A 25,401-nucleotide genomic window follows, 5' to 3' on the forward strand; every position below is an offset into this window, starting at 1 on the left:
ATCGGGGCGCCGCTAGGACGACTGATATGAGCTCATCCGTGAGCACGCCCCGGGTTTTTCACATTGCAATCTGCGGCCACATGCCCAAGGATGGCTATTCCGGCGGTCGCTATTATACGTGGGTCCTGGGAGAGGCGCTGGCAGCAGCCGGACATGACGTCACCTTCTGGACCAATGCGCGGCCGGTCTTCGCGGATGATTTCGTCGATCAGTCTCGATGCGGGACGATTCGAGTGGAACTCTCGCAGGATTTCTCCCAGCCGCCCCGGGGACCTTTCGACCTCGTCGTGATCGTCCCGGACCAGAGCAAGTCCCGCATCCTGACCCACGCGGCCCTGCTGCTGGCGAGACGGGACGTGGCGAGGATTGCCCTGGTGAACTTCGAGTCGCCGAACTGGTACAACGCCCATTCCCCCGAGCCGCGAGACCCCGCCTTGTGGGAGTTGGCGGTGGAGTCCGGACGATCGGCCGACCTCGTCCTCTCTCTCGCCGCCATCGGCTCCGATTACGCCCGCGACTTCTACGTGAACGTACCCCCTACCGCCCTCTTTCGGCACTGCCATCCGGCGATCAACTCGGTCGCGGCCGATCGGATCGGGGAAGTCCCGAAGCTCGATCAGATCGTCTGCCTGACGCGATTCGTCGCCGGGGATAGGCACAAGGGGGCGGGCGAGCTGGTCCACGCAATCGGTCCGGCAATGAGGGGGATGACCTTACTGATCGTGGTCGGCCGACCCGTCGTCGACGAGACGATCATGGCAGAATTGACGCAAAGGGCCGAGTCGGTGGGGGCACACATCGAGCTGGTCCATGGTCTGGACGACGCCGAGAAGTTCCGCCGGATCAGTCAGTCGCGGGCCATGCTCTTTCTGTCCTACTTCGAAGGGTTTGGCTATCCGCCGGTTGAGGCGCAGTATTGCGGTGTCCCCTGTGTTGCATATGACCTGCCTGTGTTGCGGGAGGTCAGCGGTGATGCGCTGATCTATGTGACGCCGGGCGACCATGCCACCTTGCCCGGGGCCGTTGCCGAGGCTCTGGCCTGGCCCCCCGAACGTCGCGCCGCGCTCCGCGAACGGATCGCGCCCGTCGCCCGGCTTGGAGCGTTCGCCTCCCGGATCGATGCGATCGCCCGAGAGGTCGTCGCCCTCCCGGGCCCTCCCGGGGTGATGTTGGCTTCGAAGGGGACCGTTACGTCCTGGAAACGCTCGCTGAGGCCCGCACTCGATGCCTCCCGGCCCGGCCTGTTGAGGAAGGTCAAGTCTACCCTCAAGGCCATCCTTCGAGGGCCGGTCAAGCATCGGACGGTATGAGCCGGGGGAACGCCTTGTGTCTGGCCTCCCCATGACTGCGGCCCGAACGGGAAGCCGGCGGTCGGCACCCGTCGAGCCAGGCAGCGTCAGACTGTCAGGCTCCCTGGCCTGCGGCGACGGGGCCGGAGATCCGGCGGTAGAGGTCGCCGATCAGCCAGTGGAAGACGACCGTGTGCAGGGTCTCGACGGTCGCCATGTCGTCGAGCGGGCAATGCAGGCTGTGCTGGGCGATCTCTCGGAGCGTGCCGCCGGAGTAGCCGGTAATGCCGACCGTGGTCAGGCTGTTGGCGTTGGCCCATTCGATCGCCCTGAGAACATTAGGGCTATTACCCGAGCCGGAAATGGCGAGCACGAGGTCGCCAGCGGAGCCGTAGGTCTTGAGCTGTTCGACGAAGACCCGGTCATACCCTTCGTCGTTGGCCCAGGCCATGATGGCGGAGGTGTTGTCGGTGAGGCTGAGTACCTTCAAGCGCTTCTGGTTCTCGAAGTCGCGGAGGGTGCCCTTGTTGAGATCCTCGCAGAGATGCGAGGCGTTGGCTGCCGATCCGCCGTTGCCAATAACAAAGACGGTCCGGTCGTCGTGATACGCCCGCTCGATCAGGTCGGAGAGCATTTCGAGCTGGGAGACCTCCAGTCGATTGATCTCCTGGCAGACGCGATCGAGGTAGTCTCTGGCATCGAGCTTGGCAGCGAGCATGGGGGCATTCCGCTCCGGAGTCAGAGTGATCGGTAGAGGTGGCCCTGCTCTATCAAGGCGTCGAGAACCACCGGATGATCCAAGCATATCTCGCGGGCTTCAGTGCGCCAATTGCCGCGAAAGAAGCTCGTGAGGCGATCTTACTCGTTATTGTTTCAAGAAGTAGACGTCGCGATCACTTATCGGCGCGGAGCGTGCAAATTAAGGACGGCGACGATATAATCTGCTCGATCATCGGCCCCGTCCGACGACCCGTAACGTCCTCGTCCAGCCCGGGCCCATTGGCCAAGAGTCGGTTTGTAGGCGAGGTCCTCCGGCACGGATAGGCCCGATCTACGAGGCGTTCCTGGAGATCCTGATGACCCGCATTGCCATGATCCCGGCCCGCATGGGCAGCCAACGGCTCAAGCAGAAGAACCTGCGAGAGCTGGCCGGTGTGCCGCTGATCACGCGAGCCATCCGCAAGTGCAAGGCGGCCGGCATCTTCGACGAGATCTGGGTCAATTCCGAGCATCCCGACTTCGGCCCGATCGCCGAGGCCGAGGGCGTCGCCTTCCACCAGCGTCCCGAGGATCTGGGCTCGAACGCGGCGACCAGCGAACAGTACATTGATGAGTTCCTGAGGTCCCACCCCTGCGACCTGCTATTCCAGGTCCACAGCATCGCACCGCTGCTCTCGACCCCCGAGGTCGTCGCGTTCGTCCGGTTCATGGTCGACTCGGACTTCGACGCCCTGCTCAGCTACATCCCCGAGCAGATCGAGTGCGCCCTGGACGGCCAGCCGGTCAACTTTACCTACGACGAGAAGACCAACTCGCAGGACCTACGCCCCGTCCAGCGGATCACCTGGAGCATCACCGGCTGGCGGCGATCGACGTACCTCGGGGCAGTCGACGCGAGCCGCTGCGCAACCTACGCCGGCAAGGTGGGCTACTATCCCGTCAACCACGTCTCGGGACACGTCATCAAGACCGAGGACGACCTGCGCCTGGCCGAGGCGATGCTGCCGCTGGTCGAAGGGGCCTAGCGCCTACCGGATCCGCAGTCATGCCTGAAGTCGCTCGGCCACTGACCATCGGACGAGTCTCCGGACGATCCGCCGAGATGATTGACGATCCCGACCCTTGTGGAAGATCGGTCTAAATAGTTTTACAGGCACTCATGGAACGGCAATGTTTCCTCGACTCTTGCCGCAGGCACCGACCCGATGAACAAGACCAGTCCCCGACGCGTCCTCGTCACGAATCTGATCATGCAGCGGGACGCCCACCAGTTCGCCGATCAGCTCCGGGCCGCCGGGGTCGAGCTGGAGATGTACCCGGTCCGGCAGTTCCTCACCGAGGACGAATTGCTGCCGATCCTGGGCGGATTCGACGGGATGATCGCCGGTGACGACCAGTTGACCGCTCGCGTCCTCGAAGCGTCGCTGCCCCGGTTGCGGGTCATCAGCAAGTGGGGGGTCGGGCTCGACTCGATCGACCTGGAAGCAGCCAGACGCCTGGACATCCGGGTCTATAATTCGCCGGGAGCATTCGGCGACGCCGTCGGCGAGACCGCCCTGGGCTACCTGCTGATGCTCGCCCGCCACCTCGGCCGGGTCGACCGGGCCGTCCGTCGCGGCGAGTGGCCCAAGCCGGAGGGCGAGGGGCTCGGCGGCAAGGTGCTGGGCATCATCGGATTTGGGGCCATCGGCCAGGCCATCGCCCGACGGGCTCTCGCCTTCGACATGACCGTTCTGGCCTGTGATGTGCGTGCCGCCGAACTGGCCCTGACCACTCCTCCGGGCACCAGATTCGCTGACCTGGATCGGGTCGTCGAAACGGCCGACTACCTCTGCCTGGCCTGCAACTTGACCGCCGAGAACCGGCATCTGATCGACGCGGGCGCCCTGGCAACGATGAAGCCAACCTCTTACCTGGTCAACGTTGCCCGCGGTCCACTGGTCGACGAGTCCGCCCTCGTCGAGGCGCTGCTTGCTGGCCGGATCGCCGGGGCGGCGCTGGACGTCTTCGAGACCGAGCCCGTGACGGCCGACAATCCGCTCGCCCGGCTCGAAAACGTCGTACTCGGCAGCCACAATGCCAACAATCTCAAGTCGGCCAACGACTACGTCAATCGAAACACGATCGCGAATCTGCTGGAGGGGCTAACCACCATCACTTCCTGATCGAGCGCGATCGTCACTCGGCGCGCAGCCGGACCACACCTCCGATCCAATCCAATCCGAGATCGACATCGTATGAACATATCGTCGACGAGCACAACCAGGCGGCTCCACGACCTACCGGGCATCCGCCTGCTGAAGCGTCCCTATCGGTGGCTGAAGAACTACTACACGCCCGAGGCGGTCAACGTCCGCAAGCTCCGGGCCCTGCGAGACCGTCACCGCGGCCGTCGTGGCGTCGTCCTCGGCAACGGGCCGAGCCTCCGTGTCGAGGACCTCGGCCGTCTCGGCGGAGATGTCACCTTCGCCTCGAACAAGATCTTCCTGGCTTTCCCCGAAACCTCATGGCGGCCGACGTATTATTCGGTCAGCGACATCCTCGTCGCCCAAAATAACCTCGAGGAAATCAACACCCTACGCCTGGCCAAGATCTTCGGAAGCTCGGTCAAGGAGGTCTTCCCCGACCGCACGGATATCCTCTGGCTCCGGGAGCGGAACGCCCCCGAGCAGAGCTTCTCCGAGGACTGCGCCGAATGCGTCTATGGCGGCTTCTCCGTCGTCTACTATCAGCTCCAACTCGCCTTCCACATGGGCATCCGAGAAGTCTACCTGATCGGCATGGACTTCAGCTTCGCGGTCCCCACCGGCACCGGCCAGATGAGCATCCACGGCGAGGTGATCAAGTCGGAGGGCGAGGTCAACCACTTCCACCGCGATTACCGCAAGCCTGGCGAGACCTGGACGATGCCCCGACTCGACAAGCAGCAGGAGGCGTTCGCCTGCGCGAAGGCGGCCTTCGAGCGGCACGGGGGTGTCGTGTACAACGCCTCGCGTTCTACCAAGCTCGAAGTCTTCCCGAAGGTGTCCTTCGACACCATCTTTCCCGGGCCGTGATACTCTCAGCGATGGAAGGGACATCGATGCCGAAGATTTGCTGCGAGGTGAGCATCATTGTCCCGATGTATAACGCCGAGCGTTTTATCGGGGAGTGTCTCGATTCAGTGCTCGCACAGAGTCTCCCGGCGTTCGAGCTACTCGTCATGGACGACGGATCGCGCGATCGATCCGTCGATCTTGTCGAGGCCTATGTACGTCGTGACGGACGAGTCCGGCTGTTGCGGCATCCCGACGGCGCCAATCTTGGCGTCAGCCGGACCAGGAGGCTGGGGATCTCGGAGGCCTCGGGAGAGTTCATCGCCTTCCTTGACGCCGACGACGCATTCGAGCCGACAAAGCTCGAGCGCCAACTCAAACTGATGAAATCTCACCCCGACTGCGTGCTGTGCCACACCGGGATCCGATCCCTCCTGGATCCCCCAGACGATCCGGAACGGGTGACCCTGCTCGAATCCTATGCAAAGCAGGTGGTTGACCACGTCAACAGCTTCTCGGGCGAGGTGACCGAGTACCGATTTCTCGAGCGACCTCATGCCCTGCGGAGCAACCCCATCTGTAACTCGAGCGCCTTGGTCCGCGCCGCGGCAATCCGGGCGACTGCGGTGGCGACGCGGCAGATCTTCCAGTTCGAGGACTTCGCCCAGTGGGCTCTCCTTTCGATCAGGGGCCCGTTCCTTTTCCTCCCCGACCCCCTGACCCGATATCGGGTCCATGGGATGTCGTCAACCTCGTACCTGCTCGAAAATCCCCTCAAGCAACTCTATTCGCAGGTCGAGTGCCTGCTGGTCATCCTGGTCCAGGCCGAGGATCCCAGCCTCCGAGCCCTCGCCGAAGCGGAATTATTCGAATCGCTCTCCAAGGCAATGGACCTCTATGCGGATCGGTCTCCCGAAGGACTCTCAAATCGGCGTGATGCGGCGTCCTCTCTCCAAGATGCAACTGCCGAGACCCTGTGGGAACACAGGGCGAGGTATTTGGAAACCCAGGTGTCGAGATTGAAAGCCGAGCGGCAATCTATCTCTGGCCAGCTTGATATGATCAGAAACGCAAGAACTTATCGTCTTATCATGGCAGTAAGCAAGGTGATTCGTTCACCGAAATCACTGACGAGATGGCCATATCGCCTTCTAGGTCGTGTTGACCATCAAATTTCTCAAGCCGGGCAGAGTTAGGAGATAAAGGTAAGCCATCTCCAAGCCGGCCGCGGATTCCATAGTGTCTTTCTGTGGTTATTCGCACCCCTGGAACAGATTCATAATTGAACGCGTTATGATGTGATATCCGGATCGATCGCCATTTCGCCACTCCATGCCCCCATCTTGCCTCGATGATTGTCAAGACGACCTGATATGGTGCATCCGGCAAGTCGGGCTACTAGGGCGAAATTCGCAACATGTAACGCGGCAGGCAATTGTTGCTTCGGCCCGGCGTCAAGGGACGAGCCGGATGCACCAGATACCGAGTCACTCACCATTCCCGATCCGAGACGACCCATCGATGAACGAGACCCTGGTAATCATCCCCGCTCACGGTGGATCCAAGGAGATTCCCCGCAAGTACGTCCTACCGGTGGCGGGCAAGCCGCTCCTAGGATGGACGATCGACGCGGCGCGGAATGCCCGGCGAGTCAGTCGGGTTGTCGTCTCGACCGACGATGCGGATATCGCGGCGGTGGCCCGCCGGTTCGGGGCCCAGATGGTCGATCGACCGTCCGAGATCAGCGGAGACTCGACCTCCAGCGAGGCGACCTTGTTACACGTCCTGGAGCATCTGGAGGAGACCGAGGGCTATCGACCCATCCTCGTCGCGTTCCTACGATGCACCTCACCGCTGACCGCGAGCCAGGATATTGACGGGACGATAGAGGCCCTCGAACGCGATGAGGCCGACACGGCCCTGGCCGTGATCCCGTTCCATGACTTCCTCTGGAAGACCGACGCGGATGGCGGGGGCGTCGGGATCAACCACGACAAGCGAGTCCGCCTGCTCGGCCTGGAGTGCGAGCCGCAATTCCTGGAGTCGGGAGCGGTCTATGTAATGAAAGCCGCCGGGTTCCGCGAGTCGCGGCATCGCTTCTTCGGAAAGACTGCCCTCTACGAGATGCCGGGCGGACGTCGGTGGGAGATCGACGACCCGGTCGACCTGGAGGTTGCGGGAGTCTTGCTAAGGGCCGGCGAAAGGCAGGGCCAAGCATCTCTCTTGCCCGAGAAGCTGGGTGCGATTATCTTCGACTTCGACGGGGTCTTCACCGACAACCGGGTCTGGGTCATGCAGGACGGTCGCGAGGCCGTGGCCTGCAGCCGAGGAGATGGGATGGGGCTGGACCTCCTTCGCAAGGCCGGCTGGCCGATGCTGGTCCTCTCCAAGGAATCGAACCCGGTCGTCTCGGCTCGAGCGGCCAAGCTGAAGCTCGAATGCCTCCAGGGGATCGACGACAAACGAACCGCCCTGCTCGACTGGCTCGGAGGGCGCGGGATCGCGCCCAGCGACGTGATCTACCTGGGTAATGACATCAACGACCTACCTTGCTTGGGCCTGGTGGGCTGCCCGGCCGTCGTGGCCGACGCCCATCCCGATGTCATGCCCGCGGCCCGGCTGGTCCTGAAGTCGCCAGGCGGATTCGGCGCGGTCCGCGAACTGGCCGACGTAATCCTCTCTCGCTACGGAGCTAGTCCCCATGCTTGAGATGGTCGAGATCGGCGGTCGCCCCGTAGGTGAAGGACACCCAATCTTACGCCATCATCGAGATCGACCTGAATCACAACCGCGAAGTCGAGATCACCGGGTGGCTCGTTGACGCGACCACCCTGGCCGGATCCGACGCCGTGCAGCTCCGGAGGCGAACCCTGGAACTCAGTCGACTTCGCATCGGGACGATGGAAGCGGCGGTATAATTGGCTATTCGTTTCGAGAGTGGCAGTCTCCTCGACAAATTCCCGTCCATCCGGGGGCAACTCTCCCGGGCCGAGAACCGGGGCTCGACCTCCAATCCGAGCGACGCCGCGGTCACGGAAGGACTGGCCGACTATGAATTATTTCTCCCGACGACGCTCAACGCGTGTAATTCGAGCGCTTCCATCATGACTGAGGCACCATCCATTTTCCCTATCGAAGGACCAATCGGAGCACCGGAAAAGCCCGCCCGGATCCTATTCGTGGGCCACGACGCCTCGCGGACCGGCGCCCCGATGATCCTCCTCCACCTGATCCGGTGGCTGAAGGCCAACACGGACGCCTCATTCTCGATCCTCCTGGGCGACGGGGGCCCCCTGGAAGCCGCCTTTCGAGAGCTGGGCCCGACGTGGATCCTCCCCAGGGAACTCTGGCCGAACGGCGGCAATCCTGAACTCCTGGACCGGGTCCCACTGGTACGCCGCTGGAGGAGCCAGGCGCGGTACGCTCGCCTCCGGCAGGCCGTCGGCATACCGCGTCCCGACGTGATCTACGTCAACACAGTGGCCACGCGTCCCACCCTCGAATTCCTGGAATTCCTCGACGCCCCGGTGGTCACCCACGTGCACGAGCTGGATGCCACGATCCGCCTTCATATCGGCATGGAAAATTTCGAATATATCAAACGGCGGTCGGCCCGCTTCATCGCCGTCTCCGATGCCGTGAGGTCGAACCTGCTGGACAACTACGCGATCGATGCCGGGCGAGTGGAACTCGTCCATGAGTTCATCGACACGGGCGCCAGGCCCTCGAAGCCTCGGGAAGAACGTCGTCGGGCCTTGTGCGAGGAACTGGGAATCGACTCGCGGGCCCGACTTGTAGGAGGCGTGGGGACGCTGAATTGGCGGAAAGGCCCCGACCTCTTCCTGCAAGTGGCCCGGCGCGTCTGCGGGGATCAAGCGGGAAAATCAGTCCACTTCCTGTGGCTGGGCGGGGATCTCGAACGCGACCCGCTCATTCAGGAACTCCGGACCGACCTCCAGAAGGCGGGTCTTCAGGGGCGCGTCCACCTCCTCGGCTCGCGGCCGGACCCGATCAACTATATCGATCTCTTCGACGTCTTCATTTTACCCTCGCGCGAAGACCCTTATCCGCTCGTGGTGCTCGAAGCGGCGGCGATGGGCAAGCCGATCGTCTGCTTCGAGGCCGCCGGGGGGGCGCCGGAGTTCGTCGGCGACGACGCGGGCTTCGTGGTCCCGTATCTGGACACCGAGACCATGGCCTTACGGGTCCTGGAACTATTGGGGTCCGAATCGAGGCTCTCAAGCCTGGGGATGGCCGCCCGCGACAAGGTCCGCCGCCAGCACGACGTCGAACATGCGTCCAGGCAGATCCACGAATTGATCTTGTTGATGAGAGAGACAGGGCGACCGGGAACGGTCGACCGCCAAGACTTGTAGCCCGTGATCGATCGAACCCGGTGTGGAATGTCGGCCCCGCATCACCCCGGCGGTAATAGGATCTCCACCATCGAGAGGTCGTCGACAAATTCATCCACGCCTTTCAGTTCTCGGGCGAAGCGGATCAGGCCGTCCATCCCGGTCTGCTCGGGGGTCCTGGGGACCTTCTCCATGAAGTCGATGAAGTCGCCGAAGGCCCAGGGCGTCCCGTCGGGACGCTCGACCTCGAAGGCCCCGTCGCTGTAGAGGGAGAGCAGGCCGTAGGACTCGACCTGTACGGTCGACATGGCGAATTCCAGGTCGCCCACTGCGCCGACCATCGGGCCTTGCGATTCGAGGGCAATCTGCTTCGCGGTGGCGGCGTCGGGCCCGGTCAGCAAGAGCGCGGGGGGATGGCCACCTCCGGCGTAGTCGAGCCGGCGGGTCGGCCGGTGGTAGATCCCGTACCAGATGGTGAAGAAGAGGCCGTTCTGCTGCTCCATCGGGAACGCCTTGTTCAGGGCAGTGAGGACCTGGTCAGGGTGCCGGAAGTCGGTCTGCGGGAGCGACTGCGACCGGAGCGCATTGAGCGCCGAGACCGAGAGCAAGGCCGCACCCACCCCGTGGCCGCTGACGTCGAGCAGGTAGAAGGCGAAGTGGTCCTCGTCGATCCAGTCGTAGCCGAACGAGTCGCCCCCCAGCTCGGCCGAGGGGATGAACCGCCAATCGGTCCGGATGTCCCCCTTCTTCAGCTTGTCTGGCAATAGCGAGTACACATACTTGGCGGCCTGGGCCACGTCCTTGGCCAGGAGCTTCTGGCTGACCTGGAGGGCCCGGTAGGCCTCGTTCCTCTGGAGGAGGGCGATATAACCCTTGGAGTGGTGGCGGATCCGGGCCAGGAGTTCGAGACGGTCGGGGAGCTTGACGATGTAGTCATTGGCCCCAAGGCCGAAGGCCTCGGCCTTGATCTTCGGCTCCTCCTTGGTCGAGAGGACGATCATGGGCGTCTCGCGAGTGACCTCGTCCTCCCGGAACTGCTTGACCAGGCTCAGGCCGTCGATCTCGGGCATGACCAGGTCCTGGAGGATCACGGTCGGGCCAATCTCCTTGGCGCGTGCCAGGGCCTGGGTGGCATCCTTGCAGTAGTGGAAGACGATGTCGTCCTCGCCGGCGAGCATCCTCCGGACGGCCTCGCCGATGATCGGCTGGTCGTCCACGAGCAGGACGGTGACCTTGTGCTGGGTGAGCGAGGGTTCGGAGGCGGAGGGGGTCATCGGCGAGAGTCTCCGGGAAGTCGGTGGGATCGGTCGCGGACGCGTTCCAGGAGCGAGGCGGCGATCGCGGAGAGGGGCAGGACGAGTTCGGCGGCGGAGATCTCGACGGCGGCACGGGGCATCCCCCAGACGACGCTGGAGGCCTCGTCCTGGGCGATGGTCAGCCATCCGGCCCTCCTGAGGGCCAGCAGCCCGATCGCACCATCCCGGCCCATGCCGGTCAGCAAGACCGCGGCCCCCGGCTCGGGCCAGTGCCGGACCAGGCTCTGGTAGAAGACGTCGACCGAGGGCCGATAATGATACGTGGTCGGCTCGGCGACATAACGGAGCGACCGGTCCTCGTCGAGGATGACATGGTCGTTGGTGGCGGCCAGCATGATCTTTCCCGGGAGCGGCCGATCGCCGGGCTGGATCAGCTCGACGGGTCGACGGGCCCGCTCGCCCAGCCACTCGGCCAGGCCGGGCGCGAAGGCGGAGTCGACGTGCTGGACGATCACGACCGAGGCGTCCTTGGACTCGGGCAACGCGGAGAGGATCTGCGCCAGGGCGGCCGGCCCTCCCGTCGAGCAGCCGATCGCGATCAGCGGCCAGGACGGCGAGCCCCCGGGCGGCGGCGGGGTTGGGGTCGATGGGGGATCGTCCGAGGCCGAGGTGACCCGGGGCGACCGGCCCAGGAGCTTGGCGACCGTGGCGATCTTATCGAGCATCAGTCGGGCGCCGGAGACGTCGCCGGAGGGGCCGAGTTCCGGCGTGTCGACCGCGTCGAGTGCCCCCAGCCCCATCGCCTCGTAGACCCGGCCGAGGTGGGCCCGGACCGAGCTGGTGACCACCACGATCGCACAAGGCGACTCGGCCATGATCCGCCGGGTCGCCTCGACCCCGTCGACGACCGGCATGATCAGGTCCATCAGGATCAGATCGGGGCGGTCGATCCGGGCTTTGGCCACCGCATCGGCGCCGTCGACGGCCAGCCAGGCGATCTCGTGGCCGGGCACCGAGACGACGGCCCGTCGGAGCGCCTCGCGGGCCATCGCCAGGTCGTTCACGATCCCGATCCTCATCCCTAAGCCTCGCCGATCAGGTCGGCCACCGCATCGAGAAATGTCCGGTCGTGGAAGCTGCTCTTGGTCAGATAACCGTCGGCGCCGGCGTCGAGCCCGCGTGTCCGGTCCTCCTCGCGATCCTTGTAAGAGACGATCACCACGGGCGTCGACCTCAGCCTGGGGTCCTGCTTGATCGATCGGACCAATCCAATCCCGTCCATCCTGGGCATGTCGACGTCGCTGATCACCAGATGATAATCTCCGACACGTACCGCATTCCACCCGTCGACCCCATCGACCGCCACATCGACGGCGTAGCCCCTCCCTTCGAGGAGCTGGCGTTCGAGCTCGCGGACGGTGATCGAGTCGTCCACGACCAGGATCCGCTTGATCGGTCTCCGTGCCTTCGAGGCGATCGACGACGAGCCCGCCGACGACTTGAGCCGCCGATCGCCCAGAAGGTTGTCGATCGACCGGACCAGGTCCTCGACGTCGACGATCAGGACCGGCCAGCCGTCGTCCAGGACCGAGGCGCTATTGATGTCGGGCGGGTGGCCGAGCCGGGGATCGAGCGGCCGGACGTCGAGGTCGCGCTCGCCGAGGAAGGCCTCGACGATCATCCCGAATCGGTGATTTCGGTCGCTCACCACGACCACGGGCATCGGGTCGGCTGCCTCTCCGGACTCGGGGAGGTCCAGGACCTGGACCGCGTCGACGAGCCCGACCAGTTGGTCATCGAGCAGGAAGTGGGGACGTCCCTCCAGTCGCCGGATCTCATCCCGCGGGACCCGGACAATCCGGTCGATCCGGTTCAGCGGGAAGGCGTACGGCTCGCCGGATATCCGGACCAAAAGCGCCCGGATTACCGACATCGTGATCGGCAAGTGGAGCGTGAATCGGGTCCCCTGCCCCGCCTTCGACGAGACCCGGACCACGCCGCCGACGGTCTTGACCATCTCCTGGACCACATCCAGCCCGACCCCCCGGCCGGAAATCTCGGTCACGGCCTCCTTGGTCGAGAAGCCGGGCAGGAACAGGAATTCGAGCAACTCGGCCTCGCTGAGCCGTCCGACCATCTCCTCGGTGGCGAGCCCCCGCTCGACGATCTTGGCGCGGAGACGTGCCACGTCGACCCCTTGGCCGTCGTCCGTGAGCGTGATCTGGAGCATTCCCGCGCTGTGGCGGGCCTCCAGTCGGATCAGGCCGACGGGATCCTTGCCGACGGCCGCCCGGACCTCGGGCAGCTCGATCGCGTGATCCATCGCGTTGCGGATCAGGTGGTTCAGGGGCGCTTCGAGCTTGTCCAGGATGTCTCGGTCGACGCCGGTCGTGTCGCCCCTGACCTCGAACTTGACCCGCTTGCCCAGGTCCCGGGCCACCTCGCGGACCATCCGGGGGAACCCGCGAACCCCCTCGGACATCGGCCGCATCCGGCTGGCCAGGACTTCGTGGTGGAGTCGGCCGGCGAGATCCTCGCCACGCCGGGCATAATCGTCGAACGACTCGATCTGTTGTCCCAGTCGCTCGATGCACCGGCCTGCCTCGGCGCGGGCCCGGGCCAGGAGTTCGGCGGCGACCGAGGGGTCCGACGCCCGGGGGTCCTCCAGGGCCTGCAACGCCTCGATCACCGCCCCCTGGCGATTCCGGAGCGCCATCAGGCCCTCGAAGAACGGTCGGAGCTGCCGGGCCTGGACCAGCGATTCCCCGGCCAACCCCATCAGCCTCGAAAGGCTGTCCGCCGAGACTCGGACCACACGCCCCGACGCCTCGGGGGAGGGGGGAGCCTGTTGACCCGGCTCGGGAGGGCTTGGATGAGGAGGCTCGGGAGGCGATGGAGGAGGAGGCTCGGACGGGGTCGTTTGATCGACGATCGGTCCGGACTTCTGGCCCCCTCCTCCATCGTGGGAGAGGGTTGGAGAAAGGGGGGAATGATCCTCGATCGGTAGGGGCGAGGGACTGCTCGGCTCCTCAGTGGAGCCGGCCTCGATCGGCGCCTCTCCTGATTCGGTCCTGAGCCGTTCCAGCCGACTCACGGTCTCGGCGACCCGACTTTCGTTGGCCTCCTGCCAGGTCACGACCTCGTTCTCGGGAAGCTGCGAGATCTCCACGAGCTGGTCGACGGCCCGGAGGAGCACGTCGACGTGGCCGGTCCGGATCGCGAACTGGCCGCGCTGGGCGGCCACGAAGTTGTCTTCGAGCGCGTGGGCGACCCGGACCGCGGCGTCGAGGCCGACGATCCGAGCTGCCCCCTTGAGCGAGTGTGCGGCCCTCATCAGCGATTCCAGGGCCGAGGCCGACGGTGTGTCGACGCGTTCCAGGGCCATCAGGCCCTCCGAGAGCAGGGCCGTCTGGCCATCGGCCTCGGAGCGGAAGAGGTCCATCAGGGAGAAGCCGCTGAGATCGTCGCTCATGCGCCCATCCTCCGGAGCGCCTGGAAGATCCGGGGCTCGTCCAGGACGTCGACACTCCGCCCGGAGCCCCAGGCGAAGACCGCCCGGCTGAAGCTCCCGGCCGGATTGGCGAGCGTCGAGGGGACTTTCTCCAGCCGGTCCAGCGGGACCGACTGGACTCCCACGACCTCCTCGGCCGGGAACGTCCAGCTGTCCGTCCCCTGGCGGATCACGACCAGCCGGGGGCTCGCCGGGGTCTCGTCCGACGGGTCGGGCGGGTCGACCTCCAGGAGTCCGTGCATCGAGACGCAGAGCTGGAGCTGCCCTCGGAGGCTCACCAGGCCCGAGAGGACGCGATTGGTCCGGTGGGGGACCCGATGGACCGGCCTGGGCTCGGTGACCTCGGCCACCACCGAGAGCGAGAGCGCCAGCCATTCGCGGCCGAGTCGGAAGACCAGGAGCGAAGTCGAATCGGTCGATCCGGCCTGGACCGGCCGGCCGAGCAATTCGGCCCACTCGGCGAGGTAGCCCTCGGGCGCCTTCCGTTCGAAGAACCCCCGGGCCGCCGCGGCGAAGACCGGGCAGTTCCGGCAATGGTCGTGGAGTTTCAGCTCCGGGCAGGTCCCGTCGCCATCGACGCCGATCCTGTTCCAGCAGTCGCCCACGCCCGGCCCGCCCTCGATCGCGCTCATGGCTTCTCCTTCCTCGACCGGACTCGCTCGAGCCGCCGACGATAGACGGCCTCGGCCGCCACGTCGCCCCGTCGACGGGCCAGGAGGGCCAGGGCCAGCAACGACTCATCATCCTGGCCGTCGAGGTAGACCGCCTTGAGGAACGATTCCTCGGCCCGATCGCGGTCGCCGGCCGCCTGGCGGATCATCCCGAGCAGGGCGAACGCCCGGGCACTCGGCCCGACTTCGAGGATGGCCCGTTCCACCACTCGCGAGGCCTCATCGTATCGCCCCTCGTCCGCCAGCTTCAGGGCGAGTTCGAGCGTCGGGGCGCTCTTGACCACGGGGACGGCCTTGGCCTCCCTCTGGGACTGGGCCGGGGAGAGGGTTGTTGGACGACCAGTCGAGGTCCGGACAGGCGGGTCCGGTCGTCGATCGGGCTTCTTCCCGATCGAGGAAGTGGAGATCGCCGGCTTCACCGGGTCGACCCTGGCTCTCGGCGGCCCCTTCCGATAGGCGAAACCTCCCTTTTCCGCGATCATCGAGAAAGGCGAGACCGGCGAATCGTCGGCCCGATCGGCGTGCCCCAGGAAGAGCACCCCCCCTTCGACGAGGAGCCTGGCGAGCGAGGTATAAGCGATCGCCCGGGACGGCCCGTCGAAGTAGATCAGGAGGTTCCGGCAGAAGACAACGTCGAAGGGCGGGCGATCGGCGAGCAAGCCCGGATCGAGCAGGTTCCCCAGGTGGAACCGGACGGTCGACCGGACCGAGGGATCGAGCGTCGATGCCCCGCCGTGCTCCCGGAAATAGCGGGAGCGGATCGTCGGATCGACCCCCCGGAACGAGTTAGGCCCGTAGACCCCGGCGATCGCCCGGGCCACCGATCGGGCGCTGACGTCCACCGCATCGACCCGGAATCGGTCGGGCGGCAGGCCGATTTCGAGCAGCGTGATCGCGATCGAGTAAGCTTCCTCACCCCCCGCGCAGGGGAGGCTCAGGATCATCAAGGGGGGCCGGCTCGGCCGGGCCAGCCAGCCCGATCGGGCGTGGTCGCGGAATACCTCGAACGGCCGGGCATCGCGGAAGAACCAGCTCTCGGGGATGACCACTTCCTCGATGAGCGACTGGAGTTCCTCGGCCGACCCGGCCAGAACCCGCTCGTATTCGGATCGGTCGCGAAGCCCCAGGCTCGCCATCCGGGCCAGGACCCCCCGCTTGATCAGGCCCTCGCCGACGATGGACGGGTCGAGCCCGATCCGGCCGCTCAGGAGATGCTCGACCATCCCCGGCGGACTCATGGCGTGCCCACCCGGACTTCGGCCACCGAGAGCCCGCCCAGGATCCGGCCCGGCTCGATGAGCTGCAGGAGGCCATCCTCGACCTCGAAGACGGACCCGAGATAGGGTGCCCCCTCGACCTCGATCCCGACGATGGCCTTCCGCGATTCGTCCACCTTACGGACGTCGTCGACCCGCTCGGCCACCAGGCCGACCATCCCGCCCGCCTCGCCCCCAACGTCGAGGACGACGATCCGGGTGTCCAACCGCTCCCGGCAGGGATCGCCGCCCATGAGAACCCCGAGGTCCACCACCGGGACCACCCCTCCTCGATAGTGGAGGAGCCCGACCAGATGGCAAGGGGCATGCGGCAAGGCCCGGAGTCCGACGCGCGGGACGACCTCAGCGACCCGCTTGACGGCCACCGCGTAGCGAACATCGGCGACCCGGAACATCAGGACGAGCATGGTACCGCCTTGGATGCGGATCTCGGCGTACGGATCTTAATCCTTCGAATCCCGGTTCACTTCACCCTGCATGGCCTCCGGTCGGAGGCCCCGGACGACCTGCACCCTGTCAGCCCGCCGGGCGCGACAAGGGGACGGAATCCACCTTGAACCGCGAGACCTCTTCTTTCAAGCCCCCGACGGCCTCTCGGAGGTGATCGGTGGCCTTGTTGAACTCGCGGAGCGAGATCGAGGTCTGGTGGGCCCCCTCGCTCAGGCGGATCACGGCCTCTCGGATCTGCTCGGCCCCCTGCGACTGGACCCTCATCCCCTCGTTGACCTGCTCGAACCGCCCGGTCAGGCCCCGGACGGCCTCGATGATCCCCCCGAGCTGATCGCCGATCTGGGCGACCTCGTCGACCCCCCGGCGAACCTGGTCGCTGAACTTGTCCATCTCCATCACGCCGGCCGAGACGCTGTATTGCATCTCCTTGACCATCCGCTCGATGTCCAGGGTGGCCACGGCGGTCTGGTCGGCCAGCCGGCGGATCTCGCGGGCCACGACCAGGAAGCCCAGGCCGTACTCGCCGGCCTTCTCGGCCTCGATCGCCGCGTTGATCGAGAGCAGGTTGGTCTGGTCGGCGACCTTGGTGATGGTGGTCACGGCCAGGTTGATGTGCGCGGCCCGCTCGGAGATGACCGAGAGCTTGGAGCTGATCGAAGTGGTCGACTCGGCGAGCTGACGCATCGAACGGCCCATCTCGGTCAGGCTCCCCTGCCCCTCCCCGGCCATGCTCGCGGTATGGGCGGCGACATCGTTGACCTCGTTCATGGTCCGGAGGAGTTCCAGGCTGGTGGCCGAGATCTCCTTGACCGCGGCGGCCGCCTCGCTGGTCGAGGCCCCGTAGTCGTTGACGGCCTCCCCCTGCTGGCGCGAGGTCGCGGCGATCTGCGTGGCCGTCGACATCAGCGAGATGCTCGAATGCTGGATCTTGCCGATCAGCGACCGGAGGTCGCCGGTCATCGCCTCGACGGCCCGGAGGAGCTGGCCGGCCTCGCCGGGGGCCGACTCGGTGGCGATCCTCGCGGTCAGGTCGCCCGAGGCCACCCGCTCGGCCATCTGGGCGGCCTCGCGGATCGGCCGGGTGATCGAGCGGGACACCCCCCGGGCGACGATGAAGACCGCCAGGGCCGCCAGGAGCATGAAGAATCCCACCGCCTGCCGCTGGAGCCTGAGCAGGGCGAATGCCTCGGAGGCATCCTGCTTGACCGTCAGGCCCCACCTATATGAGGGGAGATAGGTCCACGAGCTGACGACCGCCTTGCCCGTGTGGTCGACCAGCTCGCCATAACCGCGATTCCCCCGGACGGCCTGCTGCATGTCCTTGCCGCGCTCGTCGCCGAACCGGATCTGGTCGCGGAAGGCCGCCTTGGGATCGAACCGGGTGGGCGCGACGTAGACCAGCCCGTCCCCCTGCTCGGTCGCCACCGTCGTGTCGCCGGTCTCTCCCAGCCCGAAGTAGTTCCGGAGCGACTTGAAGAGGGCCTCATTGTCGAGCTCGATCACGACCACGCCGATCAGGACCCCTTCGCGCAGGATCGGCCCGACGACGAAGCCGGTGGGATCTTCCCGGCCGGGATAGACCTGGAAGTTTGTCGTCATCGGCATCAGCAAGAACTGGCATTTCCGGAACGTCTCGGCCAGTTGCGTCCCCTTCAGGGGGCCGGTCAGCAGGCTCTCGCCATAATCGAGACCCGGCCGATAGGAAACCAGCGGGACCCCTCGGAGGTCGAACAGCGAGAGATTCCCGAGCGACTTCGCCTCGACGAGCGAGGTCAGCCGACCCCGATACGTATCGGCCTCCCGGCGATATTCCTCGGTATCCCCCTTCCCTTCCCGGACGAGTGCGCCGAGCCGCTCCAGGGCTTCGACGAAGCCGGGCGCGTTGGCCAGGAACAGGGCATCGTTGCGCCGCTCGGCGATATACGCCTCCAGGCTCGACGCCTTGGCATCGCTGATGACCGTCAGCCTCTGGCGGACCGTCGCCTCCAGCGACTGCCTGGAGAAGAACCCGGTCACCAGCAAAAGGACGACGCAAGGGACCAGCGCAATCAACTGGAACCACCCGGCCAGGCGGGTGGAGATGCTGGACCAGTCGGGGGCGAGCCATCGGAGGTTCATGCGGGGTCGGGCCTGTCTCGGGGTGTCGACCGGGTCGGCGATAACCCGGGTTTGCATTCCAGGAGGGGCATAGGCCCGTCGATGACGGGCGAAGGCCGGCTGATGGATCTCGGGATCCCTCAGCGGGGCGAGGGATCCGGGACGCCCCCGGCCGGGCCGGTCGCGGGTGCCGGCGGCTTCGAGGATGACGACGACCATCGGCCGCCCCAGGTGGCCCGGAACCGCTCGGGCATCGCGAACCAATCCTGCTTGGACCGGGTGCCGAGATAGGTCAGGGGGCGGATGGCCTTGCTGATCGACCAGACCACGTCGAACTGACCATCGAGGCGGGCCCGGCCGATGTGGAACTGACGCCAGAAGGCGTGCGACTCGGGATCGAGCGTGACGATCGCATCGGGGGCGTCGAGGCTCTGACGGCGGAGCTGCTGGAGCACCAGGTCCGGGTCGGCCGTTCCCAGCTCCTCGACCGACTGGGCCCAGAGGGAGACGGCGTTGTAGGCCGAGACGATCGCGTCACTCGTCACTCGCTCCTGGCCGAACCTCGCCTTGAACCGGGCGACGAAGTCGCGGTTCTCCGCCCGGTCGACGCTCTGGAAGTAGTTCCAGGCCGAGTAGTGGCCCGCCACGGTCCCCGGCGCGATCATCCTGAGCTCGTCCTCGGCGATCGAGTACGAGAGGACCGGCAGCTTTTCGGGGGTCAGCCCCGCATCCCGGAGCGCCACGTAGAACGGCTCGTTCGAGTCGCCCAGGATCGAGCTGAGCACCAGGTCCGGCTTAGAGGCCTTGATGGCCTCGACCGCCTCCTTGGCGTCCAACCCGCCCATCGGCAAGTAGGATTCCCCGACCAATTCGACGCCGTTCGCCTTGAGTGAATCCTTGGCGAACTCGGCCACCGACCGCGACCAGATCTCCTCCGACCCCACCACGAAGAATCGGCGGGCCTTCAAAGTCTCGACCGCCCATCGGACCGCCGGGATCACCGACTGGTTGGCCGAGCCCCCGGCGTAGATGATCCGGGGAGATCGCTCCATCCCCTCGAAGTTACCCGGCACGAAAAGGATCCCCCGACGCTCCTCCACGACCGACAGGACCGCCCGGCGGACCTCGGCCGTGTAGGTCCCGAAGAGGACGCTGACCTTCTCGTTATCGATCAGCCGGCGAGCCTCGGCCACGAAGGCCGAAACATCGGATCGACCGTCGGCGACCCTTGCCTCGACCCGGCGGCCGGCGATCCCGCCTCGGGCGTTGATCTCCTCGATCGCCAGCGTCTCGGCGTCGATCAGCGACTTCTCGCTGATCGCGAGGGCGCCGGTCCTCGAGTGGAGCAATCCCACCACGATCGGGGGTTGGGAACCCGCCAGGAGCCGCTCCATCGCGAGGAGCGGCCGGGCCCCCATCTCCTGGGCCACGACGAAACCCGCGGCGATGGCCGCCACGAGCAGCCCGAGACCCAACAGCCACCAACGCCTCATGGCACGCCCCTTCGAGGTCCGGCAACGGAGGCGACGATCGAAATTCTCGACCTTGCCGCATCCAATATAGCCGATCACGCCTCGAAAAGGAGAAAAACGTCACATTTTACCCAGCTACCCCGAACCTCTACAATTTGCTCAGGCAGGCCGACGGATTGGGATCGGCTCACCAACGGTAAAGAGGTGGCGGTTCTCGCCGATCCAGGCCAGGAGCCGGGCCACCCCGTCGGCGGTCGAGACCTTCGGGGACCAGTCGAGCAGCCGGGCGGCCTTGCGGATGTCGGCCACGAAGACCGGCTGATCCCCCGGCCGCCAGTCCGCGAACGCGGGCTCGAGGCCCCGGCCGAAGTGGGCTTCGAGGGTCGCCACCAGCTCGCGAAGGCTCAGCGTGTTCAGGGGCCCGCCGCCGAGGTTGAATACCTCTCCACTGACCTCGTCGATCCGATCCAGGGCGATCTCGTAGGCGTCGATCAGGTCGTCGACCCAGAGGGTATCGCGGATCTGCTTTCCGTCGCCGAAGATCGTGAACCGCTGGCCGCGAGTGGCCGCCAGGCAGAACCAGGCGACCCACCCCTGATCCTCGATCCCGAACTGGCGGGTCCCGAAGATGCAGGATTGCCGGAACGAGACGGTCTTCATCCCGTAGATCCGGGCATAATCCCGGACGTACTGATCCCCGGCCCCCTTGGAGCAACCATAGGGGCTGTGAAAGTCGAGCGGTTCCGCCTCATCGACGCCGAAAGGCAGGTTTTCGTAGGCATATCGGCCGTCACGCTCGACGACCGGGACGTGTTCGAGATGTCCGTAAACCTTGTTGGTCGAGCTGTAGAGGACCGCGGGCCGCCCCTCGGCCTGGAGCCGGACGGCTTCCAGGATGTTGAGTGTCCCCAGCGCGTTGATCTCGAAGTCGGCCCGAGGGTCGGCCACGCTGGTGGTCACGGCGACCTGCCCGGCCAGGTGGAGGACCGCGTCGGCGTCGGCGTGGCGGGCCAGGAGGTCATTCACCCGGGGCGTATCGCGGACGTCCAGCAGGACGAAATCATTGATCCCCTGGGTCCGGAGCCAGGCGAGGTTCTCCTCGGCCCCCCGACGGCTCAGGTTGTCCACGACCACCACGCGATCGCCCATCCGGTGGAATCGCGAGGCGGCGTGACAGCCGATGAACCCCGCTCCCCCGGTGACGATCCACTTCCGTTTCCGCTGGCGATGACCGGCCATGGGCGTCTCGAGACCTCCGTGTCGACGGCCGACCGGCCGGGTGAGCCGGGCTCCGCCCGGCAAAGATCCCGGCGCGAACCGGGGACCCGGAGCTAAGATCGGCACGATCCACCCCGGGAATCGACCCCACCTTATAACCCGGCACCGCCCGGACGCCAACGCGAGCTTTGGGGCCGGACCCAAGTCCATACCGAAGTGCATCCAGGGAGAAGCACTGAGTCGTTGGGATGAACGGAAGCGAATGGCTCAGGACCAGGGCTGACCCGCCTAGTCTCCATTGTAATCGACGATGCACCGACAACCATGTTGGGGCATCAGATCTCCTTCGACGACACGAGCAGACTATGGTTTCACTTCCCCTTCGACTTCCCAGTTCGAAGGCGGCGCTTCAATCGCCTCATCTCCAGCATATTCCTGAGCTTGGCTTCGTCCTTCCGCGTTTCCTGGAGGACCGTTTCCAGGCGGGCCTTGGTAAGGGCGACGGCTTTCGCCTTGGTCTGTTCCAGCACGATTTCGCTCATCGCCTCCCCCTCTCTGGGTCGCAACCGAACCGATCAACCCGCTTATAGCATACTCAAGGCTAATTCGCGGAGCAAACTCTCTCAGCAGCGATTCGACCATCTCCCGGTTTTCCTCACAGAAGAACCCGGGTTTGTCTGTATCGATGACGAGGGCGGCGCTGGCCGGGTTGATCCCGTCCGGGCAAAATCCGGATATTGGATGCGCCACCATCGATTTCAGGTATTGCCGCTGCCGATCGTGAAAGAATTCAAACCCGGGTTCAGACTCGCAGTCCGACACGATGAGGGTCCGCCCTTCGCGCACGCAGCGAACTGCTTGGGATGGGTTCGTGTCGTTGTCCAGGCGATATCGGCCGGGGTGCTTCTCGTAGGACGAGAATGGCTCGTGGTCGCAAGTGGCTAGGTCGAAGGCGTCGAGAGGTTCCAGTCGCCCGCCGCGCTCAGCTAATAGCCCAACACGGAAGTTTTGATTGTAGCGTCGGCCATCCTCGTGAACGGCCCATAAATGGAGAAGCGATGCCAGGAGGTCCAGAAGGATATGGACCTGGTCGGCGGGGTCAAGCCCATCCCGCGCTTGCTGGATGGAAGCTCGGACGCTGGTATTCACTTGCGCCACCCGACGAACTCTCTGGTGTTTCTCGCTCACCGACCATCGAAGTTGGGTAAGTAGCCAATTGAGACGCACAGCCTCGAATTCGGCATCTTCTTTGTCCTGATTCACTATCTCCAGTTCTTGGGCGGCCGCAGCCTGTGCTTCCGCATGAGCCGCCTTGAGATCGTCGATTTCTCTCTTGTGGTCCGAACTCGTCTTTTCCTTGGCGAGCTTAAACTTGTGGTCGCCGATTGCACCAGCGACCTCCCAAAGTAGGTAACCGATGACGGCGATAAGGACCGTCGACGCCCACGGTTGATCCCAGAGCGGCTTGGGCGCTTTTGGTGTAGCAGCCTTGGCGGCGATCGCCGACAACGCAGCGAGTGCTCGGAAAAAAGCGACCGCGCACTTGGCCAGGAATTCTCGGTATAGCGAACGAAGCCAGGACGGCCACCACCACACCAGGAAAAGCGCACAGAAGCCCATGCTGGATGCGAAAATGCTGGCGTAGAACGCGATGGCCTCCAAATTGTGTGTTAGGAACAGCACGACATTCATGAAGTTATTCTCACCGGACTTCCAAGGGTCCTAACCTGCCCAAGGAACAGCCAGGCACCCTCCAGATCGCGGCTCAGGAGTCGAACGAAACCCGCCCATCGTCCCCGACCTTCGATCCGTAAGCCGGGTCGTAAGTCCCGTCGCCTCCGGGGACACCGACGACCACCGCTCCCAGGATGGGGACCCCGACCGCGGTGAGTTTCCGGCGGGCTCGCTCGAGCATTGGATACCGGCTCTGATCGAATCGGACGACCAGCAGGGCGGCATCGAGCCATCGGCCCAGGGTCAGGGCGTCGGGCACGGGGAGGACGGGCGGGGCGTCGACGATCACCAGGTCGAAGCTCTCCCGGGCGCGGGCCAGGAGTCGGCCGAGACGCGCATCCTGGAGGAGTCGACCGGGGGCGACCCTCGGCGAGCCCGCGGGTAGGAAGTGGAAACCGCCGGCACCGCCGACGACCGTGATCACCTCCTCGGCCGCGCTCTCGCCGGCCAGGACTTCGGCCAGTCCCCGGCGGCCGGCCAGGTCGAGCGTCCGACTGAGGGCGGGATTCCGGAAATCGGCGTCGATGAGGAGGGTCAGGAGGCCCGCGTTGACCGACCGCTCGGCCAGTTGGGCCGCCAGGGTGGTCTTGCCCTCCCCCTTCCGGGCGCTGGTGACGACGACGCTCTTGAGCGGGCGGCCCCGGTGATCCTCCCCCGAGCCGATCGCCACCCGGAGATGATCCAGGCTCTGGGCGAATCGGTCGATCTCGCGATGAACCCTCCGGCTTTCTCGGGGGCCGGGCAGCGGCGGGACGATTCCGAGGACTTCCAGTCGGAGCCTTCCCGGGAGATCCTCGGGGTCGGAGACACGCCCGGCTCGAAATTCGATCAGGGTGACCAGGGCCAGGCTCGCCAGGAACATCAAAGCCGGAGCACCCAGCATCGCCTTCCGACGGAGGGCGGCCTCGGGGGCGATCGAGGTCCGGGTCGGGCCTTCCCGGCGAGGGCGGACCTCCGGCCCCTGGGCCTCGGGCTCGGCCCGGCTCAGGGCATCGAGAACCGACTCGGCCCGGCCCAGGTCCTGACGGGCAAACTCCAGCGCCAGCTCATCGAGCCCGGTGGCACGGGTCCGGGCGTTGAATTCTTCGAGCCGAGAGCCAAATTCCTTCATCCGTCCTTCCAGGTCGCGGACCCGAGCCTCGGCGGCCTGGGTCCGGGCCTCTCGACCGGTGAGTCGGCGGGTCGCCGAGACCAGGCCGGGCTTCATCTCGGCCCAGAGGCCGTCGATCTGCAACTGGAGCGATTCCACCTGAGCCTTCGAGGCCGCCCGGTCGGGGCCAGCCTGGCCGTCGCGGGCCCTGTCCAGCTTCGACTGGAGATCGGCCACCTTGGAGTCGGCATAGAACGCGGCCACGACCTCGGCATCGGGCCCCCCGGTACCGACCGAGGCGGGCTCGGCCGATCCGCCCCGGATCCGATCGAGATTGGATCGCGCTTCGATGAGTTCGAGGTCGCATTTCAGGAGTTCCCGGGTCAGGACCCCATAAGCCTCGGCCGCCGCCGAGTCGCGATCGCGAGCCCGACCGGCGTCGATCGAGCCCACTCGTTCGACCAGACGAGTGACCACATCGCGACCCAGGCGAACCGCCTCGGCTCGCCGCTCGCGGTCCTCGTCGAGCCTCCGACGGCGGGCCTCGGCCTCACGCTCGGCGGCCTCGCGATCCGCTTGGAGATAGGCGTCCACCACGGCGTCGACCACCGAGGCCGCCGCTTCGGACGAATCGCCGGCGATCGAAACCTGGACCCGCCCGGATCGAGGTTCGGGCGTCACGACCATCGCCGCTCGGATCGCGGCCCTGGGATCGCCGGGGAGGGCCAACCGGGGGAGTTCCAGCAGTTCGGGCCGGTTGGCGAGAGCCAGGGCGATCACGTCGGGATCGGTGATCCTTCGGGCCTGGGACTCGATCGAGGGGCTTCGGTCTCCGTTCCCGATCTCGATCTCGGTCGAGGCGACGAAGGCCGGCCCACCTCGGCCCAAAGCCAGGGTCCCCAGGACCGCCGATCCGGCCGCCCAGAAGAATAACGCCTGCCACCAGTAACGGCGAAACGCCCGGCCAATCACCCGCGCCGAGAACCTTCGACGGGCCGTCGGCGCGTTCGCGAATCTCGGACGTCGACGACCGACCGGGATCGTTGGCGACGGATTGGGCGACGGCTGGCTGGCCGGCTCCATGGTCCGGGCCGGGAGTGGCCCGTATCTGCGATCCGTTGGTTTCATGGCGAGAAGCGTCCTTGCAGGTGCCCGACTCCTGGAGAATTCCGATGATGCGCCGGTCGGATGCCCGATGACAAGGGAGCTTCTCGGTCGACGGGCCG

At 65.7% G+C, this 25,401-nt stretch carries 20 protein-coding genes; 8 read left to right on the forward strand and 12 right to left on the reverse strand.

The features are described 5' to 3' along the window. Window positions 1–26: 26 nt before the first annotated feature. Complete coding sequence (locus P12x_RS30230) at window positions 27–1,310, forward strand: glycosyltransferase (protein WP_435011813.1); 1,284 nt, start codon at window positions 27–29, stop codon at window positions 1,308–1,310. Window positions 1,311–1,404: 94 nt separating this feature from the next. Here the strand turns inward: P12x_RS30230 and P12x_RS30235 are convergent, their stop codons facing one another. Beyond that, window positions 1,405–2,007: a D-sedoheptulose-7-phosphate isomerase gene (locus P12x_RS30235; RefSeq protein WP_435011814.1), complete on the reverse strand. Its 603-nt coding sequence runs from the start codon at window positions 2,005–2,007 to the stop codon at window positions 1,405–1,407. Window positions 2,008–2,365: 358 nt separating this feature from the next. Here P12x_RS30235 and P12x_RS30240 point away from each other — a divergent pair, with 358 nt between their 5' ends. The 7 genes from P12x_RS30240 to P12x_RS30270 all read left to right on the forward strand — a co-directional run bounded on the left by P12x_RS30240 (window position 2,366) and on the right by P12x_RS30270 (window position 9,420). Then, complete coding sequence (locus P12x_RS30240) at window positions 2,366–3,034, forward strand: cytidylyltransferase domain-containing protein (RefSeq protein ID WP_435011815.1); 669 nt, start codon at window positions 2,366–2,368, stop codon at window positions 3,032–3,034. Between the two features lie 180 nt (window positions 3,035–3,214). Continuing rightward, a complete protein-coding gene (locus tag P12x_RS30245; RefSeq protein ID WP_435011816.1) occupies window positions 3,215–4,174 on the forward strand; it encodes a phosphoglycerate dehydrogenase in 960 nt (319 codons plus the stop codon). A 72-nt stretch (window positions 4,175–4,246) separates the two neighbouring features. Continuing rightward, window positions 4,247–5,065, forward strand: a complete 819-nt coding sequence (locus tag P12x_RS30250; protein WP_435011817.1) for a hypothetical protein — start codon at window positions 4,247–4,249, stop codon at window positions 5,063–5,065. 26 nt (window positions 5,066–5,091) lie between these two features. After that, window positions 5,092–6,240 carry a glycosyltransferase family 2 protein gene (locus tag P12x_RS30255; protein ID WP_435011818.1) on the forward strand — a complete coding sequence of 383 codons (1,149 nt, stop codon included), beginning with the start codon at window positions 5,092–5,094 and terminating at the stop codon, window positions 6,238–6,240. Window positions 6,241–6,565: 325 nt separating this feature from the next. Beyond that, window positions 6,566–7,753 (forward strand): cytidylyltransferase domain-containing protein, encoded by a 1,188-nt coding sequence (locus P12x_RS30260; protein WP_435011819.1) that lies wholly within the window; start codon window positions 6,566–6,568, stop codon window positions 7,751–7,753. Window positions 7,754–7,782: 29 nt separating this feature from the next. Next, complete coding sequence (locus P12x_RS30265; protein WP_435011820.1) at window positions 7,783–7,962, forward strand: hypothetical protein; 180 nt, start codon at window positions 7,783–7,785, stop codon at window positions 7,960–7,962. 261 nt (window positions 7,963–8,223) lie between these two features. Beyond that, entirely contained in the window at window positions 8,224–9,420 is a 1,197-nt protein-coding gene (locus P12x_RS30270; protein ID WP_435011821.1) for a glycosyltransferase family 4 protein, read from the forward strand. A 41-nt stretch (window positions 9,421–9,461) separates the two neighbouring features. Here P12x_RS30270 and P12x_RS30275 read toward each other — a convergent pair whose 3' ends face one another. From P12x_RS30275 to P12x_RS30325, 11 genes are all read right to left on the reverse strand, one after another. Beyond that, the gene (locus P12x_RS30275) at window positions 9,462–10,673 is read right to left on the reverse strand and encodes a SpoIIE family protein phosphatase (protein ID WP_435011822.1); all 1,212 of its coding nucleotides are present in this window, start codon (window positions 10,671–10,673) and stop codon (window positions 9,462–9,464) included. Beyond that, window positions 10,670–11,734 (reverse strand): chemotaxis-specific protein-glutamate methyltransferase CheB, encoded by a 1,065-nt coding sequence (cheB, locus tag P12x_RS30280; protein WP_435011823.1) that lies wholly within the window; start codon window positions 11,732–11,734, stop codon window positions 10,670–10,672. Before cheB ends, P12x_RS30275 begins: the two co-directional genes overlap by 4 nt. 2 nt (window positions 11,735–11,736) lie before the next feature. Then, window positions 11,737–14,127: a hybrid sensor histidine kinase/response regulator gene (locus P12x_RS30285; RefSeq protein ID WP_435011824.1), complete on the reverse strand. Its 2,391-nt coding sequence runs from the start codon at window positions 14,125–14,127 to the stop codon at window positions 11,737–11,739. Continuing rightward, window positions 14,124–14,798: a chemotaxis protein CheW gene (locus P12x_RS30290; RefSeq protein WP_435011825.1), complete on the reverse strand. Its 675-nt coding sequence runs from the start codon at window positions 14,796–14,798 to the stop codon at window positions 14,124–14,126. The genes P12x_RS30285 and P12x_RS30290 overlap by 4 nt, the downstream gene beginning before the upstream one ends. Further along, window positions 14,795–16,060: a CheR family methyltransferase gene (locus tag P12x_RS30295; protein WP_435011826.1), complete on the reverse strand. Its 1,266-nt coding sequence runs from the start codon at window positions 16,058–16,060 to the stop codon at window positions 14,795–14,797. Before P12x_RS30295 ends, P12x_RS30290 begins: the two co-directional genes overlap by 4 nt. An 11-nt stretch (window positions 16,061–16,071) precedes the next feature. Further along, the gene (locus P12x_RS30300; RefSeq protein WP_435011827.1) at window positions 16,072–16,521 is read right to left on the reverse strand and encodes a chemotaxis protein CheW; all 450 of its coding nucleotides are present in this window, start codon (window positions 16,519–16,521) and stop codon (window positions 16,072–16,074) included. A gap of 109 nt (window positions 16,522–16,630) precedes the next feature. Further along, window positions 16,631–18,880, reverse strand: coding sequence for a methyl-accepting chemotaxis protein (locus P12x_RS30305; protein WP_435011828.1), 2,250 nt, complete (start codon window positions 18,878–18,880; stop codon window positions 16,631–16,633). After that, window positions 18,802–20,232, reverse strand: coding sequence for an urea ABC transporter substrate-binding protein (locus P12x_RS30310; protein ID WP_435011829.1), 1,431 nt, complete (start codon window positions 20,230–20,232; stop codon window positions 18,802–18,804). The genes P12x_RS30305 and P12x_RS30310 overlap by 79 nt, the downstream gene beginning before the upstream one ends. Window positions 20,233–20,292: 60 nt before the next feature. Beyond that, entirely contained in the window at window positions 20,293–21,372 is a 1,080-nt protein-coding gene (locus P12x_RS30315) for an NAD-dependent epimerase/dehydratase family protein (protein ID WP_435011830.1), read from the reverse strand. A 342-nt stretch (window positions 21,373–21,714) separates the two neighbouring features. Continuing rightward, window positions 21,715–23,043, reverse strand: a complete 1,329-nt coding sequence (locus tag P12x_RS30320) for a hypothetical protein (RefSeq protein ID WP_435011831.1) — start codon at window positions 23,041–23,043, stop codon at window positions 21,715–21,717. Between the two features lie 73 nt (window positions 23,044–23,116). Continuing rightward, window positions 23,117–25,303, reverse strand: a complete 2,187-nt coding sequence (locus P12x_RS30325; RefSeq protein WP_435011832.1) for a polysaccharide biosynthesis tyrosine autokinase — start codon at window positions 25,301–25,303, stop codon at window positions 23,117–23,119. Window positions 25,304–25,401 lie beyond the last annotated feature (98 nt).

It is taken from the genome of Tundrisphaera lichenicola (assembly GCF_051175385.1).
Classification (GTDB): Bacteria; Planctomycetota; Planctomycetia; order Isosphaerales; family Isosphaeraceae; genus Tundrisphaera; species Tundrisphaera lichenicola.

What these genes read in the sequence shown, in the direction of transcription:
- P12x_RS30230 (WP_435011813.1), top strand. Translation starts at nt 27, where the DNA reads ATGAGCTCATCCGTGAGCACGCCCCGGGTTTTTCACATTGCAATCTGC.
- P12x_RS30235 (WP_435011814.1), bottom strand. Translation starts at nt 2,007, where the DNA reads ATGCTCGCTGCCAAGCTCGATGCCAGAGACTACCTCGATCGCGTCTGC.
- P12x_RS30240 (WP_435011815.1), top strand. Translation starts at nt 2,366, where the DNA reads ATGACCCGCATTGCCATGATCCCGGCCCGCATGGGCAGCCAACGGCTC.
- P12x_RS30245 (WP_435011816.1), top strand. Translation starts at nt 3,215, where the DNA reads ATGAACAAGACCAGTCCCCGACGCGTCCTCGTCACGAATCTGATCATG.
- P12x_RS30250 (WP_435011817.1), top strand. Translation starts at nt 4,247, where the DNA reads ATGAACATATCGTCGACGAGCACAACCAGGCGGCTCCACGACCTACCG.
- P12x_RS30255 (WP_435011818.1), top strand. Translation starts at nt 5,092, where the DNA reads ATGCCGAAGATTTGCTGCGAGGTGAGCATCATTGTCCCGATGTATAAC.
- P12x_RS30260 (WP_435011819.1), top strand. Translation starts at nt 6,566, where the DNA reads ATGAACGAGACCCTGGTAATCATCCCCGCTCACGGTGGATCCAAGGAG.
- P12x_RS30275 (WP_435011822.1), bottom strand. Translation starts at nt 10,673, where the DNA reads ATGACCCCCTCCGCCTCCGAACCCTCGCTCACCCAGCACAAGGTCACC.
- cheB (WP_435011823.1), bottom strand. Translation starts at nt 11,734, where the DNA reads ATGAGGATCGGGATCGTGAACGACCTGGCGATGGCCCGCGAGGCGCTC.
- P12x_RS30285 (WP_435011824.1), bottom strand. Translation starts at nt 14,127, where the DNA reads ATGAGCGACGATCTCAGCGGCTTCTCCCTGATGGACCTCTTCCGCTCC.
- P12x_RS30290 (WP_435011825.1), bottom strand. Translation starts at nt 14,798, where the DNA reads ATGAGCGCGATCGAGGGCGGGCCGGGCGTGGGCGACTGCTGGAACAGG.
- P12x_RS30295 (WP_435011826.1), bottom strand. Translation starts at nt 16,060, where the DNA reads ATGGTCGAGCATCTCCTGAGCGGCCGGATCGGGCTCGACCCGTCCATC.
- P12x_RS30300 (WP_435011827.1), bottom strand. Translation starts at nt 16,521, where the DNA reads ATGCTCGTCCTGATGTTCCGGGTCGCCGATGTTCGCTACGCGGTGGCC.
- P12x_RS30305 (WP_435011828.1), bottom strand. Translation starts at nt 18,880, where the DNA reads ATGGTCGTCGTCATCCTCGAAGCCGCCGGCACCCGCGACCGGCCCGGC.
- P12x_RS30315 (WP_435011830.1), bottom strand. Translation starts at nt 21,372, where the DNA reads ATGGCCGGTCATCGCCAGCGGAAACGGAAGTGGATCGTCACCGGGGGA.
- P12x_RS30320 (WP_435011831.1), bottom strand. Translation starts at nt 23,043, where the DNA reads ATGAATGTCGTGCTGTTCCTAACACACAATTTGGAGGCCATCGCGTTC.
- P12x_RS30325 (WP_435011832.1), bottom strand. Translation starts at nt 25,303, where the DNA reads ATGAAACCAACGGATCGCAGATACGGGCCACTCCCGGCCCGGACCATG.